Source organism: Microbacterium sp. SORGH_AS_1204 (assembly GCF_030818935.1).
Classification (GTDB): Bacteria; Actinomycetota; Actinomycetes; order Actinomycetales; family Microbacteriaceae; genus Microbacterium.
In genome coordinates this window covers 1,244,858-1,258,537 of record NZ_JAUTBD010000001.1, presented here as the reverse complement: position 1 = coordinate 1,258,537, position 13,680 = coordinate 1,244,858, and the positions used below count along the sequence as shown (strand labels likewise).

The following is a 13,680-nucleotide window of genomic DNA, read 5'->3' as shown; positions in this document are numbered from 1 at the left end:
CATTGCTCTCCCCCGTCCTCACGTCCTCACCCACCGTCACCGACCGCATCATGGCCGCCTCCCGCCGCCCCGCCGGGCTGGGTGCGACGCCGGCGGGTGCGATCTCCTTGGCGATGGGTGAACCCGACGCCGACACCTCCCCCGCCATAACCACCGCCGCGGTCACCGCGCTGCGCGCCGGACGCACCCGCTACGAAGCCCTGACCGGAGCGCCCGCGCTGCGCAGCGCCCTCGCCGAGCACATCACCAGCGGCACCGGCCGGCCGACCAGCGCCGCAGAGGTGGTCACGACGCACGGGGGCAGCGCGGGGCTGGCAGCGACCATGCTCGCCCTGCTCCGTCCGGGCGACCGCGTGATCGTGCCCGAGCCGACCTACTCGCTCTACACCGATCACCTGGCCATGATCGGCGCGGAACAGGTGTGGCTCGCCCCCACCCCCGCCGGTCGCATCGACCTCGTCGGCCTGCGCGCCCTCGCCGCTGACGCGCGCATGCTCGTGCTGTGCAATCCGGCGAACCCCACCGGTGCCGTCCACACCGCGGCGGAGCTGGCTGAGATCGCCGCGATCGTGGCCGCGCACCCGTCGCTGGTCCTCGTGTCCGACGAGGCGTATTGCGACATCGTCTTCGACGGCGCCGACTTCCTCTCCGCCGCCGCACTCCCCGGCATCCGCGATCAGGTCGTCCTCGTCGGCACCTTCTCGAAGTCGTACGCGATGACCGGGTGGCGCCTGGGCTACGTCGTCGCGAACGAGGAGCACGCCGCGCGTATCAATCTGGTGCACCGCACCCTGAACGGGGCCCTCACCACGTTCGTCCAGGATGCCGGCCTGGTCGCGCTCCGGACTCCTCCCGGCGAACTCGTGCGGATGCGCGATACATACCAGCGCCGCCGCGACCTCGTCGTCGACCATCTCGATGGCATCCCGGGCATCGACCTGGCCCGCCCCGCGGGCGCGTTCTACGCCTTCCCGCGGGTGCACACCGACGTCGATTCGCAGACGCTCGTGCAACGTCTCGCCGACGGGGGTGTCCTGCTGCGCGCCGGGTCGGAGTACGGCCCGTCGGGCGAGGGACACGTCCGTCTCTCATTCGCCTCGGACGATGCGCACCTCGAGGAGGGGCTCCGTCGATTCGTCGACGTCGCCCGCCGCCTCATCCGAGACTGAAGGACAGCCGCGCGGTCATCGTGGGGCGGGTGCGGTAACTCGTGCCGAGCGCCCGCTCTTCTACGGAAGCGCGTTTGCGCAGACAGCCGAGGAAGACCGTGCGGAACGCCTCACGTTCAGCACGAGGGGCCAATGCGGTGTGAGGCACGAGCGGGCGACAACTGACCGTCACTGTCAAGAGTCGCTGGCGGGGAGGATGCCATCCCGCCCGATCCGTACCCGGAGGAGTTCCGCGAGCACGTTGACGTGGTGGCTCGTACCCCGCTGAGCCGGTCACTCGGTGGTCGGCTCAGCGGGGTCGCTCGCCCATGCGTCTTCGTTCCGTCGTCAGCGGGCTTCCCGATGGGTCGGATTAAGCCACGTTCGAAATGGCTGGCCACCTTCGTCGTATCGATCGGCCAGCTTCGAGGACGTCTTATTGACGCTCAGAAGTCCCAGTCGTCGTCTTCCGTCGCCTCGGCCTTGCCGATGACGTACGACGAGCCTGATCCGCTGAAGAAGTCGTGGTTCTCGTCGGCGTTCGGTGAGAGGGCCGACAGGATCGCCGGGTTCACGTTCGTGACCGAGGCGGGGAACATGGCCTCGTAGCCGAGGTTCATGAGCGCCTTGTTGGCGTTGTAGTGCAGGAACTTCTTGACGTCTTCGCTCAGGCCGACCGAATCGTAGAGGCTCTGCGTATAGTGCACCTCGTTGTCATAGAGCTCGTACATCAGCGAGAACGTGTAGTCCTTGATGTCCTGACGACGGGCCTCGTCGACGGTCTCGAGACCGCGCTGGAACTTGTAGCCGATGTAGTAGCCGTGCACGGCCTCGTCACGGATGATGAGGCGGATGAGGTCGGCCGTGTTGGTGAGCTTGGCGCGGCTCGACCAGTGCATGGGCAGGTAGAAGCCCGAGTAGAACAGGAAGGACTCGAGCAGGGTCGAGGCGACCTTGCGCTTCAGGGGGTCATCGCCTCGGTAGTAGTCCATGACGATGCGCGCCTTCTTCTGAAGGAACTCGTTCTCGGTCGACCAGCGGAACGCCTCGTCGATCTCCTTCGTCGAGCACAGGGTCGAGAAGATCGACGAGTAGCTCTTCGCGTGCACCGACTCCATGAACGCGATGTTCGTGTAGACGGCCTCCTCGTGCGGGGTGATCGCGTCGGGGATGAGCGATACCGCGCCGACCGTGCCCTGGATCGTGTCGAGGAGCGTGAGCCCCGTGAACACGCGCATGGTGAGCGTCTGCTCTTCGGGAGTGAGCGTGTTCCACGACTGGATGTCGTTCGACAGCGGCACCTTCTCGGGCAGCCAGAAGTTGTTCACCAGACGGTTCCAGACCTCGAGGTCTTTGTCGTCTTGGATGCGGTTCCAGTTGATGGCCTGCACGTGGTTCAACAGCTGCAGCTTCTCAGCCATGGCGGTTCCTGCGTCCTCTATCGGTGTGTGAGTGGGGTGGTCAGCGGCTCAGAGCATGCACGAGACGCACTCGGTCATGTCGGTGCCCTCGAGCGCCAGCTGACGGAGGCGGATGTAGTAGATGGTCTTGATGCCCTTGCGCCACGCGTAGATCTGCGCCTTGTTGATGTCGCGCGTGGTGACGGTGTCTTTGAAGAAGAGCGTCAGCGACAGGCCCTGGTCGACGTGCTGCGTGGCGGCGGCGTAGGTGTCGATGACCTTCTCGTAGCCGATCTCGTAGGCGTCCTGGTAGTACTCCAGGTTCTCGTTCGTCATGAACGGCGCCGGGTAGTAGACGCGACCGAGCTTGCCTTCCTTGCGGATCTCGATCTTCGACGCGATCGGGTGGATCGAGCTCGTCGAGTTGTTGATGTAGGAGATCGAGCCGGTCGGGGGCACCGCCTGCAGGTTCTGGTTGTAGATGCCGTGAGCCTGCACCGACGCCTTCAGTTCACGCCAGTCGTCCTGCGTGGGGATCTGGATGCCGGCGAACAGCTGCTTCGTCTTCTCGGTCTCGGGTGCCCACACCTGCTCGGTGTACTTGTCGAAGAACTCCCCCGACGCGTAGGTCGAGTTCTCGAACCCGTCGAACGAGGTGCCGCGCTCGATCGCGAGGCGGTTGGAGGCCCGCAGCGCGTGGAACAGCACCGTGTAGAAGTAGATGTTCGTGAAGTCGATGCCCTCTTCGGAGCCGTAGTACACGTGCTCGCGAGCGAGGTAGCCGTGCAGGTTCATCTGGCCGAGGCCGATGGCGTGCGAGCGGTCGTTGCCGTCTTCGATGGAGCGCACCGAGGCGATGTGGCTCTGGTCGCTGACCGCGGTGAGGGCGCGGATTGCCGTCTCGACCGTGAGGCCGAGGTCGCCGCCGTCCATCGCCAGGGCGATGTTCATCGAGCCGAGGTTGCACGAGATGTCTTTGCCGATCTCGGCGTAGGACAGGTCTTCGTTGTAGGTCGTAGGCGTGTTGACCTGCAGGATCTCCGAGCACAGGTTCGACATGTTGATGCGGCCGGCGATGGGGTTCGCCTTGTTCACCGTGTCTTCGAACATGATGTACGGGTAGCCCGACTCGAACTGGATCTCGGCGAGGGTCTGGAAGAACTCGCGCGCGTTGATCTTCGTCTTCTTGATGCGCGGGTCGTCGACCATCTCGCGGTACTTCTCGGTGACCGAGATGTCGCCGAACGGCTTCTTGTAGACCTTCTCGACGTCGTACGGCGAGAAGAGGTACATGTCTTCGCCGTTCTTGGCGAGCTCGAACGTGACGTCGGGGATGACGACACCCAGCGACAGCGTCTTGATGCGGATCTTCTCGTCGGCGTTCTCGCGCTTGGTGTCGAGGAAGCGCAGGATGTCGGGGTGGTGCGCGTTGAGGTACACCGCCCCGGCGCCCTGACGTGCACCGAGCTGGTTGGCGTAGCTGAAGCTGTCTTCGAGCAGCTTCATCACGGGGATGATGCCCGACGACTGGTTCTCGATCTGCTTGATCGGCGCACCCGACTCGCGGATGTTCGACAGCAGCAGGGCGACGCCGCCGCCGCGCTTCGACAGCTGCAGCGCGGAGTTGATGCCGCGGGCGATCGACTCCATGTTGTCTTCGATGCGCAGCAGGAAGCACGACACGAGCTCCCCGCGCTGCGCCTTGCCGGCGTTGAGGAACGTCGGGGTCGCGGGCTGGAAGCGGCCCGAGATGATCTCGTCGACGAGCTGCACCGCGAGACGCTGGTCGCCGTCGGCGAGGGCGAGGGCGGTCATGACGACGCGGTCCTCGAAGCGCTCGAGGTAGCGCTTTCCGTCGAAGGTCTTCAGCGTGTAGCTCGTGTAGTACTTGAACGCGCCGAGGAAGGTCTCGAAGCGGAACTTCGCGCCATAGGCGCGGTCGTTGAGCTCCTGGATGAACTCCATCGAGTACTTCGCGAGCACGGTGGGCTCGTAGTACTCCTTCTCGACGAGGTAGTCGAGGCGCTCCTTGAGCGAGTGGAAGAAGACCGTGTTCTGGTTGACGTGCTGCAGGAAGTACTCCCGCGCCGCGCGCTTGTCGGCGTCGAACTGGATCTTGCCCTCGGCGTCGTAGAGGTTCAGCATCGCGTTGAGGGCGTGGTAGTCCAGTCCCTCGAAGCGCGCTTCGGTCTTGAAGTCCACGTCGGTCAGCTCAACTTCCACCATCGTTCCAATCCCTCGTTGACCCGTTCGACATCGTCGGGGGTCCCGAAAACTTCCAGCCTGTACAGGTGCGGCACCGCGCACTTGCGCGCGACGATGTCGCCGGCGAGGCAGAACGCCTCGCCGAAGTTCGTGTTTCCTGCGGAGATCACTCCGCGGATGTTGCGTCGGTTCCGCTCCTCGTTGAGGAACCGGATGACTTGCTTGGGGACCGCGCCCTTCTCGACGCCCCGACCGGCACCCCCACCGTAGGTGGGGGTGACCAGGACGAAGGGTTCGTCGACCTCGAGGGGCGGGTCTGTCGGCAACAGCGGAATGCGCACGGCCCGCTTGCCGAGTTTCTCGATGAAACGCGCGGTGTTTCCCGACACGCTCGAGAAGTAGACCAGCAGCGGAGCCTGGGTCGCCGACATGACAGCGCTCATGACGGGGGTCTGAGAGCCTGTCGCGGGATCAGGCGAGACGCGACGCGAGCTCGTCGATCTTGTCGGGACGGAAGCCCGACCAGTGGTCTTCGTCGGTGATGACGACGGGTGCCTGCAGGTATCCGAGCGACTTGACCTGCTCGAGCGCCGACGGGTCTTCGGACAGGTCGAGCACGTTGTACTCGATACCCTTCGAGTCGAGTGCGCGGTAGGTCGCGGTGCACTGGACGCAGGACGGCTTGGTGTAGACCGTGATCGCCATGTCGTTCTCTCTCTCCCCTGGAAATTCGTCATCCGGGCGGGCAGGGCTCGCCGGGACCTCAATACTACATATGGGTGCGGACATCGGGAGGCACCACAAGGGGTAGTAGTTACATCAGTGTGATTTTCCACCATCTCTCCCCATGTACAACACAGGTTGTCCACGATTTCATCCACAGATCGACCCCCTTCCGGCGTCGTGTTGACAGGCGCGATTCCGCGGTTGTCGGAGCGTCTGCCGGTCGTTGTCCACAGTTCGGACGGTAGACGGGGGTTCCGACATCGCACAGGGCGTCGATTTCGTCGACCGGCGTGTCGCGGCGTGTCGTGGCATCCGGCATCCGAGGGGTCGAAGCGGGTGTCGGGGGTGGGCGGTAGCGTGGTTCGGTGGCCGGCTACCGCGTACTCCTTCGAACCCCTGGCGTGGGGCGCATCATCGCCGCGCAGCTGACGGCACGCTTTCCCAACGGCATGACGAGCCTCGCCGTCCTGCTGCACATCGAACACGTGACCGGTTCGTACGGCGCGGCGGGCCTGGTGCTCGCGGCCACCAGCATCGGTCAGGCCATCGCCGGCCCGGTCACCAGTCGCTGGATGGGCATCTGGGGCATGCGGCGCGTGCTCACGGTCACGCTGCTCGTGTGCGCCGCCGCCATCGCGGCCCTCGCGCTCATCGAGATGCCGCTCCCCCTCTACATGGCGCTCGGCCTCCTCGCGGGCCTCTCGACTCCCCCGATCCAGTCGGCGGTGCGCACCATCTACCCCAAGATGGTGCCGTCCACGCAGCTCACCCCGCTCTATTCGCTCGACGCCTCGCTGCAAGAGATCATCTGGGTGCTCGCGCCCGTGGTCATCACGCTCGTCGCGACCCAGGTGGGCACCGTGCCGGGTCTGCTGCTGGTGGTGCTGATCCTGCTGGGCGGTGGCGCGTGGTTCATCCTCAGTCCCGAGGTGGGCCGGGTCCGCATCCCACGCAGCCGCCGCGCGCTGGGGCGCGTGCTGACCAAGCCACCCGTCATCCTCGCCACCGCCACAGGCTTCCTCCTCATCGGCGCGTGCGCGGCCGTCGAAGCGGGTGTCGTGGCGACGTTCGACCACGGCGGACTCGAGGCGGGCCTCATCCTCGCCGTCTTCGCGGTGGGCAGCCTCGCCGGCGGCCTGTCGTTCGGCCACATCCCGATCGGTCCGTGGGCGATGGCACGCCGCTTCGCCATCGTCGCACTGGGTCTGTCGCTGACGGTCGTGTCGCTGAACGCGTGGTGGCTGGGCGCGACCCTTCTCGTCGCGGGCGCCGGCATCGCGCCCGCCCTGGCCGTCATGTTCGCGATGACCTCGGCGAGCGTGCGCTTCAGCGAGACGGCCGAGGCCTACGGTTGGATCGGCACCGGTCAGCTCATCGGCGCGGCGGCGGGCTCCGCCGTCGCGGGCTTCCTCGTCGACGGCGTCGGCCCGACGGGCGCGTACATCGCCGCAGCCGGGTTCGCGGTCGCCGGGTTCATCGTCTCGGCCGTCTTCGTGCGGGGCTTCCCCGACCTCCGCCACCGCGACGCGAGCCCCATCCCCGACACCGAGCCCGTCGAGACCATCACCTGACCCCGGATGCCGGTGGGCCCGGCATCCCCTCTCCTTGGGCCCGAGATGCACATGGGCCCCCTTGTTCGGGGCGCGATCCGCACATCGGGGCGCGAAAATCCCGCCCCGAACGCCAGGATCCGCCCCAAACCCAGCAGCCCCTACCGAGGACACGGGTTTGGGGCGCGATCCGCACATCGGGGCGCAAGAATCCCGCCCCGAACGCCAGAATCCGCCCCGAACCCAGCAGCCCCTACCGAGCACAGCGGTTCGGGGCGCGATCCGCACATCGGGGCGCACTAAACCCGCCCCAAACGCCAGAATCCGCCCCAAACCCAGCAACCCCTACCGAGCACACGGGTTTGGGGCGCGATCCGCACATCGGGGCGCAAAAATCCCGCCCCAAACGCCAGAATCCGCCCCGAACGCGCGGGCCCCGTCCCGGACGGCTCAGCCCGGCGTCACGCCGCACGAGGGTGCGCGCGTCAATGCGTGCGGCGCAGCAGCTCCAGCACGGCGAGCGCGTACGCGTCGGCCGGCGCGGGGTGATCGAAGACCATTGTCGATCCACCGATCGAGATCTCGACCTCGTACGTGTCCGACAAGCGGCGCAGTGACCGGAACGTCGCGCGCAGCATTTCGCGCAACTGCGACTCCGACGGCAGCCACAACGCATCCTCGGTGGCGACGGAGTCCAGCGCCCACTCCGTCGTGCCGTTGAAGGCCAGAATGCGCCCGGTGGGATAGTCGCGCGGCTCGACGGTCATGTCGCTCACCGTGAAGACGTCGGCCTCGAACTCGGGTTCGTCCAGCTGGAATCGGTCGCCGGAACGCGGATGCCACACCAGTCCCGCCGCGCGCAGAGCCAGGGCCATCTCGGTCGAGATCATGGCATCCATTCTGGCGGGGATACGTCGCTGAGGGTCCGTTGCGCGCCGCTCGACGGAGGAAGAATGGATGCCATGCCCGCACCCGTGACGCTTCCTTCTCTGACGTGGGGGTCGCCTGGCGGCCCCCGAGCCCTGCTCGCTCACGGCCTCGGATCCGACGGTGCGCTCATGTGGCGGTACGCAACGGCGCTGGCCGACGCGGGCTGGCAGGCCGTCGCCGTCGACCTGCGCGGGCACGGGGTCGCCCCGCGCGCCCTCGACTACTCGATCGCGGCGTACGCCGCCGACCTCGCGAGCACCACCCCCGGGACGGATGCTCCGTGGGACGCCGTCGTCGCGCACTCGCTCGGAGGCGCCGCGGCGACCGTCGCGGCCGCCGACCGGCCCCACTGGACGCGGCGGCTCGTGCTGATCGACCCGGCGATCGCGCTCTCCGACGAAGATCGCGAGATCGTGCGCACGAGCCAGGAGCAGGCGTTCGCCGACCCGAGCGAGGCGGCGGTGCGAGCGGCTCACCCGACCTGGCATCCGATCGACGTCGAGCTCAAGGCCCGGGCCACCCGGCGCGCGAGCCGTTGGGCGGTCGAGCAGACCAGCGTTCAGAACGCCAGGTGGGACGTCCGCGCCGAAGCCGCAGCGCTCACGGTGCCCACCCACGTCATCGGCGCCGACCCGGCGGTGCACTCGATCTTCACGGGCGAGCTCGCTGCCGAGGTGCTGCGGAACCCCGCCGTCACCATGAGCGTCGTCGCGGACGCCGGGCACTCACCGCACCGCGATCGGCCCGAAGCCGCGGTCGAGGCGCTGCTCGACGCACTGCGGTAGGCGGGCGGTGCGTCGCAGAGGAGGGTGACCGTCTGCGCACTCCGTGTCACCCCCGGGTGCGATGTCGGAGGTCGCGAGCAGAATGGATGCCATGACCTCGTTCGATCCGGCTCGGTATCTGCCCGACGACCTGCTGGCGCGCATCCGGGAACGGGCGGCCGTGCACGACCGCGAGAACACGTTCCCCCACGACGACCTCGATGAGCTTCGAGCCGCCGGTTATCTCGGCATCCTCGTTCCCGAAGCGGCCGGCGGCGCGGGGTTGAGTCTCGCCGAAGCGTCGCTGCTGCAGCAGCGTCTCGCGGGCGCCGCGCCGGCGACGGCGCTCGCCGTCAACATGCACCTCGTGTGGACGGGCGTGGCCAAAGTGCTGCGCGACCGCGGTATCGACGACCTCGCGTTCATCGAGGCGGGCGCCGCGGCCGGTGAGGTGTTCGCGTTCGGCATCAGCGAGGCCGGCAACGACCTGGTCCTGTTCGGCAGCGACACCGTCGCCGAGCCCGACGGAGAGGGCGGCTACTCCTTCACCGGCACGAAGATCTTCACGTCGCTCTCGCCCGTCTGGCAGCACCTGGGTGTGCACGGGTTGGACTCCACCTCGCCCGACGGGCCCAAGATGGTCTTCGCGTTCCTCGACCGCAGCGACGCCGTCGTCACCCGCGACGACTGGGACACCCTCGGCATGCGGGGTACGCAGAGCCGCACGACCGAGCTCCACGGAGCGCACGCGTCCGCCGACCGCGTCGTGCGCAGGATCGACCCCGGACCCCAGCCCGACCCGCTGGTCTTCGGCATCTTCGCGGTCTTCGAAATACTGCTCGCCTCGGTCTACACCGGCATCGCGCGGCGTGCGCTCGACCTCGCGGTCGACGCGGCCACGTCTCGCCGCTCGAAGAAGACGGGCACGACGTATGCGAACGACCCCGACATCCGTTGGAGGGTGGCCGACATGGCGCTGGCCTACGAGGCGCTGCCGCCGCAACTCGCGGCACTGGCACGCGACGTCGACGACGTCGCCGACCACGCAGGGCGGTGGTTCTCGCTTCTCTCCGGCGTGAAGTACCGCGCGGTCGCGATGGCCAAAGAGGTCGTCGACGACGCCATCCTGGTGGGGGGCGGGTCGGCGTACTTCACGCAGAACGAACTCAGCCGCCTCTACCGTGACGTGCTGGCCGGCATGTTCCACCCCTCCGACGCCGAATCCGCACACTCGACCGCCGCATCGGCGTGGCTCGGACCGGTGACCGGCTGATGGCCCGCACTCCCCTGGCCGAGCTGAGCCCGGCCGATCAAGAACGTCGTCGCGCCCTGCGCGTGATGAAGGGCGTCGCCCTCGGCGCGCTGGGGGCAATGGCGATCGTCTTCGCGATCTCGTTCTCGCTGCAACGCGAGGTGGAGTGGCTGCAATACGTCCGCGCGGCGGCCGAAGGCGGCATGGTCGGCGCCCTCGCCGACTGGTTCGCGGTGACGGCGCTGTTCCGGCATCCGCTCGGGCTGCCCATCCCGCACACCGCGATCATCCCGCGACGCAAAGACGAGATCGGCCGTCAACTGGGTGAGTTCGTCGAGACGAACTTCCTCGAGGGCGACGTCGTGCGCACCAAGCTCGAATCGACGCCGCTGTCCGCCCGCGCGGGCGCCTGGCTCGCCCACCCCGCGCACGCCGACCGCGTCGCTGCGGAAGCGGCGACCCTGGCCTCGAGCGTGCTCACCGCACTCGACGACGACGACGTGCAGGGTCTCATCGAAGACCTCGCGCGCGAGCACCTGCTCTCCCCGGATTGGGGTCCATCGATCGGCGGGTGGCTGGAGCGTGTCGTCGACTCCGGAGCCCATCACGGAGCGGTCGACCTCGCGCTCGACAACATCGGCGTCTGGCTCGGCAACAACCGCGACACCTTCCACGGCCTGGTGTCGCGGCGACTGCCCGCCTGGGTCCCCGGCGTCGCCGCGCGCCTCGTCGACGACACCGTCTATCGCGAGGCCGTGCAGTTCGTCGACGCGGTACGCGCCGACCCGCGGCATCAGGCGCGCGGTGCCATCGACGGCTACCTGCGGCGCCTCGCCGACAACCTGCAGCACGACCCGGCGACCATGGTGCGCCTCGAAGAGGCGAAGGCGGCGGTGTTCGACAGCCCCCGGGTGCGCCAGCTCGCCGCCGACGCGTGGAACACCGCCAAAACGGGTCTGCTGCGCTCGCTCGCCAACCCCGAGAGCGGCTTGCGCCGCCGTGCGTCGGCCGCCCTCGCCGAGGTCGGTTCCCGCCTGCAGCGCGATGACCATTTGCAGAAGCGCGTCGACGGGTGGATCACCGACGCCGCCGTTTTCGTGGTCGGCCGCTACCGTCACGACATCGCCTCGATCATCACCGACACGGTCGAGCGGTGGGATGCCGACGAGACCACCGAGAAGATCGAACTCATGGTCGGCCGCGACCTGCAGTACATCCGGCTCAACGGCACGGTCGTGGGCGCGCTCGCGGGGCTGGTGATCTTCACCATCGCCCACTTCACGTGGGGCTCGTGAGCTCCGCTGGACGGCGAGGCGCGACGCCGTCCGCCATGAGGGAGTTCGTATGCGTCGGGCGGCACCCTTCGAGGCGGGCCGCCGGCGGCGGCGTTCCGCACGTGGTGGCCGGTATGCGCAGGGGCCCGCGTCGTGATGTCGTGCCCCGTGAGCGGGTGAGTACTGTGAGCCCCGTGAACGACGGTTCGGGGACCAGGGAGTCTCTTTTCACCTATGGGGCGCTGCAGGCGCCCGATGTGCAACTCGACACCTTCGGTCGTCTCGTCGGTGGCGACGACGACACCCTCTCCGGCTTCCGCCTCGATGACGGCGAGGGCCCCGCCGAGCGGGGCGCTGCGACGATGCACGGTCATCGCCGGCGCACCCTGCGCCACACCGGTGATCCCCTCGACCGTGTCTTCGGCACGGTGCTTCATCTCAGCCCGGCCGAACTCGAGGCCGCCGACGAGTACCTGATGTCGGGCTCGCGCCGCGTCTCGGTCGTGCTGGTCAGCGGGGTGGCCGCCTGGGTCTACGTGGCCGCATGAGCGCCCTCCCCATCGACCCACTGTGGCCGCGCGCCGGTGACTGGCCCACGCCGGTGAGCGACGAGGCGCCGGATGCCGTCCTGCTCGGCGTTCCCGCCTGGCGCACGTCGCTCTCGCCGACGGGCGCGGGCCAGACGCCCGCGGCCATCCGCGCAGCGCTGCGCCGGTACTCGCCCACTCTCGTGGGTCCGCCACCCGTCGACCTGAACACACACCTGCGCGTCGCCGATGCGGGCGACGTCGACGAACCCGACGGGCGGGAGGGCGAGGCGCGCGTGCGCGCGGCCGTGGCAGCATCGGCCGACGCGGCCCTGCTCATCGCGCTCGGCGGCGACAACTCGACGACCTACGCGGTGGCGCAGGGGCGCGGGGCGCGCGGCCTCATCACCCTCGACGCCCACTTCGACCTGCGTGACGGCGAGTCGAACGGCTCGCCCGTGCGGCGCCTGCTCGACGACGGCCTCGACCCGCGGCGGGTCGTGCAGATCGGCATCGCCGACTTCGCCAACTCCGCGGCGTACGCGCGGCGCGCTGCCGACGCCGGTATCACCGTCATCACGCTCGACGACGTACGCCGGCGCGGCATCGATGCCGTCGCCGCGGAGGCTCTGCGCATCGCGACCGGCACCGACGTGGCGACCGCGTCGGACCGCCACCGCGGAGCCGGTACCGATGCCGCGTCGGGCCATCAGCCCGGAGCCGGCGCCGAACCCGCGTCTCACCGCCAGCCCGGCGCCGAACCCGCGTCTCACCGCCAACCCGGCGCCGAACCCGCGGCCCACAGCCGGCCCGAAGCAGTCGCCGAACCCGCGGCGAGCGCGGAGGACGAATCGGGTGCTGCGACCGCGGCCGGCGCGGAGGACGAATCGGGCGCCGCGACCGCGGCGGGCGCGGAGGACGAATCGGGCCCTACGCCCGCGGCCGGCGCGGGACCCGGGATCGCACCGCACGCATCGCTCGACGGCATCCACCCCGGCGGCATCCACCTCGACATCGACGTGGACGTCTGCGATCGATCCGTGGCACCGGGTTGCCCCGCGAGCGTCCCGGGAGGGCTCGCCGCATGGGAGCTGCGCGCGCTGGTGCGCCGCCTCGCCCGCGACCCCCACGTCACGAGCGCCGACATCGTCGAAGTGGATGCCACGGCCGACGCCGCCGACGCCCGCACCGTGCGGCTCGCCGCTCTGTGCGTTCTCGAACTTCTCGCTGGATTGGTGGAACGACGATGATCCAACTGGTGCTCGCGCGACACGCGAAATCGGACTGGGCCGAAGACGGGCTCGACGACCACGACCGCCCCCTCGACGACCGCGGGCGGCGCGACGCGCCCGCGATGGCGCGCACGCTCAGACGGGCCGGGGTGCGGCCCACGATGCTGCTGTCGAGCACGGCCGTACGTGCACGAGAGACGGCAGCGGTCTTCGCAGACGCCTTCGAGATCGACATCACCGAGCAGCCGGAGCTCTACCTCGCCCCGCCCGACCGGCTGCTCCGGGCCGCCCGCTCCAGCGGCGCCGACGAGGTCATGGTCGTGGCGCACGATCCCGGAATGAGCGCCCTGGTGTCGCGTCTCGCCGACCGGCACGAGCGCATGGTGACCTGCGCGGTCGCCGTGTTCACCTGGCACGACGCGACCTGGGACGCCGTCGATGCGATCCCGCCCGACGAGTTCACCCTCTACACGCCCTGAGCTCCCGCAACGCCAGGAGCCGACGGCCTGCACGGGACCTTCCCCGCAACTCCGGGGGCCTCGCAGCGTGTCATCGGCTTTTCGTCATCCGCTCGTCATCCGGGTCGCCGTCAACGCGGATATCCGTCTGATAGGACTGGACCAGCGCCGGAGTGCAGGCGCCGCCGTGCCGGATGCGCTGAGCGCGCCCGAT

At 68.7% G+C, this 13,680-nt stretch carries 13 protein-coding genes; 8 read left to right on the top strand and 5 right to left on the bottom strand.

Features of this window, described 5'->3' with window-relative positions; genetic code table 11:
* Positions 1-2: 2 nt before the first annotated feature.
* Positions 3-1,169: a pyridoxal phosphate-dependent aminotransferase gene (locus QE410_RS05760; RefSeq protein WP_307329113.1), complete on the top strand. Its 1,167-nt coding sequence runs from the start codon at positions 3-5 to the stop codon at positions 1,167-1,169.
* A 425-nt stretch (positions 1,170-1,594) separates the two neighbouring features.
* Here the strand turns inward: QE410_RS05760 and nrdF are convergent, their stop codons facing one another.
* The 4 genes from nrdF to nrdH are packed head-to-tail and all read right to left on the bottom strand — an operon-like array spanning position 1,595 to position 5,458.
* Positions 1,595-2,569 (bottom strand): class 1b ribonucleoside-diphosphate reductase subunit beta, encoded by a 975-nt coding sequence (gene nrdF / locus QE410_RS05755; RefSeq protein WP_307329111.1) that lies wholly within the window; start codon positions 2,567-2,569, stop codon positions 1,595-1,597.
* A gap of 48 nt (positions 2,570-2,617) precedes the next feature.
* On the bottom strand, positions 2,618-4,774 hold the full coding sequence (gene nrdE / locus QE410_RS05750) for a class 1b ribonucleoside-diphosphate reductase subunit alpha (RefSeq protein WP_307329108.1): 2,157 nt from the start codon (positions 4,772-4,774) through the stop codon (positions 2,618-2,620).
* Positions 4,756-5,196 (bottom strand): class Ib ribonucleoside-diphosphate reductase assembly flavoprotein NrdI, encoded by a 441-nt coding sequence (nrdI, locus tag QE410_RS05745; protein ID WP_307329105.1) that lies wholly within the window; start codon positions 5,194-5,196, stop codon positions 4,756-4,758. Before nrdI ends, nrdE begins: the two co-directional genes overlap by 19 nt.
* A 28-nt stretch (positions 5,197-5,224) precedes the next feature.
* Positions 5,225-5,458 carry a glutaredoxin-like protein NrdH gene (gene nrdH, locus QE410_RS05740; RefSeq protein ID WP_055838040.1) on the bottom strand — a complete coding sequence of 78 codons (234 nt, stop codon included), beginning with the start codon at positions 5,456-5,458 and terminating at the stop codon, positions 5,225-5,227.
* 386 nt (positions 5,459-5,844) lie between these two features.
* Here nrdH and QE410_RS05735 point away from each other — a divergent pair, with 386 nt between their 5' ends.
* A complete protein-coding gene (locus QE410_RS05735) occupies positions 5,845-7,050 on the top strand; it encodes an MFS transporter (protein ID WP_307329102.1) in 1,206 nt (401 codons plus the stop codon).
* A 464-nt stretch (positions 7,051-7,514) separates the two neighbouring features.
* Here QE410_RS05735 and QE410_RS05730 read toward each other — a convergent pair whose 3' ends face one another.
* Positions 7,515-7,919, bottom strand: coding sequence for a pilus assembly protein CpaE (locus QE410_RS05730; protein WP_307329100.1), 405 nt, complete (start codon positions 7,917-7,919; stop codon positions 7,515-7,517).
* Positions 7,920-7,991: 72 nt separating this feature from the next.
* Between QE410_RS05730 and QE410_RS05725 the strand changes: the two genes are divergently transcribed.
* The 6 genes from QE410_RS05725 to QE410_RS05700 all read left to right on the top strand — a co-directional run bounded on the left by QE410_RS05725 (position 7,992) and on the right by QE410_RS05700 (position 13,487).
* Positions 7,992-8,744 carry an alpha/beta fold hydrolase gene (locus QE410_RS05725; protein ID WP_307329097.1) on the top strand — a complete coding sequence of 251 codons (753 nt, stop codon included), beginning with the start codon at positions 7,992-7,994 and terminating at the stop codon, positions 8,742-8,744.
* Positions 8,745-8,835: 91 nt separating this feature from the next.
* Positions 8,836-9,996, top strand: coding sequence for an acyl-CoA dehydrogenase family protein (locus tag QE410_RS05720; protein WP_307329094.1), 1,161 nt, complete (start codon positions 8,836-8,838; stop codon positions 9,994-9,996).
* Entirely contained in the window at positions 9,996-11,270 is a 1,275-nt protein-coding gene (locus tag QE410_RS05715; RefSeq protein ID WP_307329091.1) for a DUF445 domain-containing protein, read from the top strand. The genes QE410_RS05720 and QE410_RS05715 overlap by 1 nt, the downstream gene beginning before the upstream one ends.
* A 173-nt stretch (positions 11,271-11,443) precedes the next feature.
* Positions 11,444-11,797, top strand: a complete 354-nt coding sequence (locus tag QE410_RS05710) for a gamma-glutamylcyclotransferase family protein (RefSeq protein ID WP_307329089.1) — start codon at positions 11,444-11,446, stop codon at positions 11,795-11,797.
* Positions 11,794-13,026: an arginase family protein gene (locus QE410_RS05705; protein WP_307329086.1), complete on the top strand. Its 1,233-nt coding sequence runs from the start codon at positions 11,794-11,796 to the stop codon at positions 13,024-13,026. Before QE410_RS05710 ends, QE410_RS05705 begins: the two co-directional genes overlap by 4 nt.
* Complete coding sequence (locus QE410_RS05700) at positions 13,023-13,487, top strand: histidine phosphatase family protein (RefSeq protein ID WP_307329084.1); 465 nt, start codon at positions 13,023-13,025, stop codon at positions 13,485-13,487. The genes QE410_RS05705 and QE410_RS05700 overlap by 4 nt, the downstream gene beginning before the upstream one ends.
* The last annotated feature ends 193 nt before the right edge of the window (positions 13,488-13,680 follow it).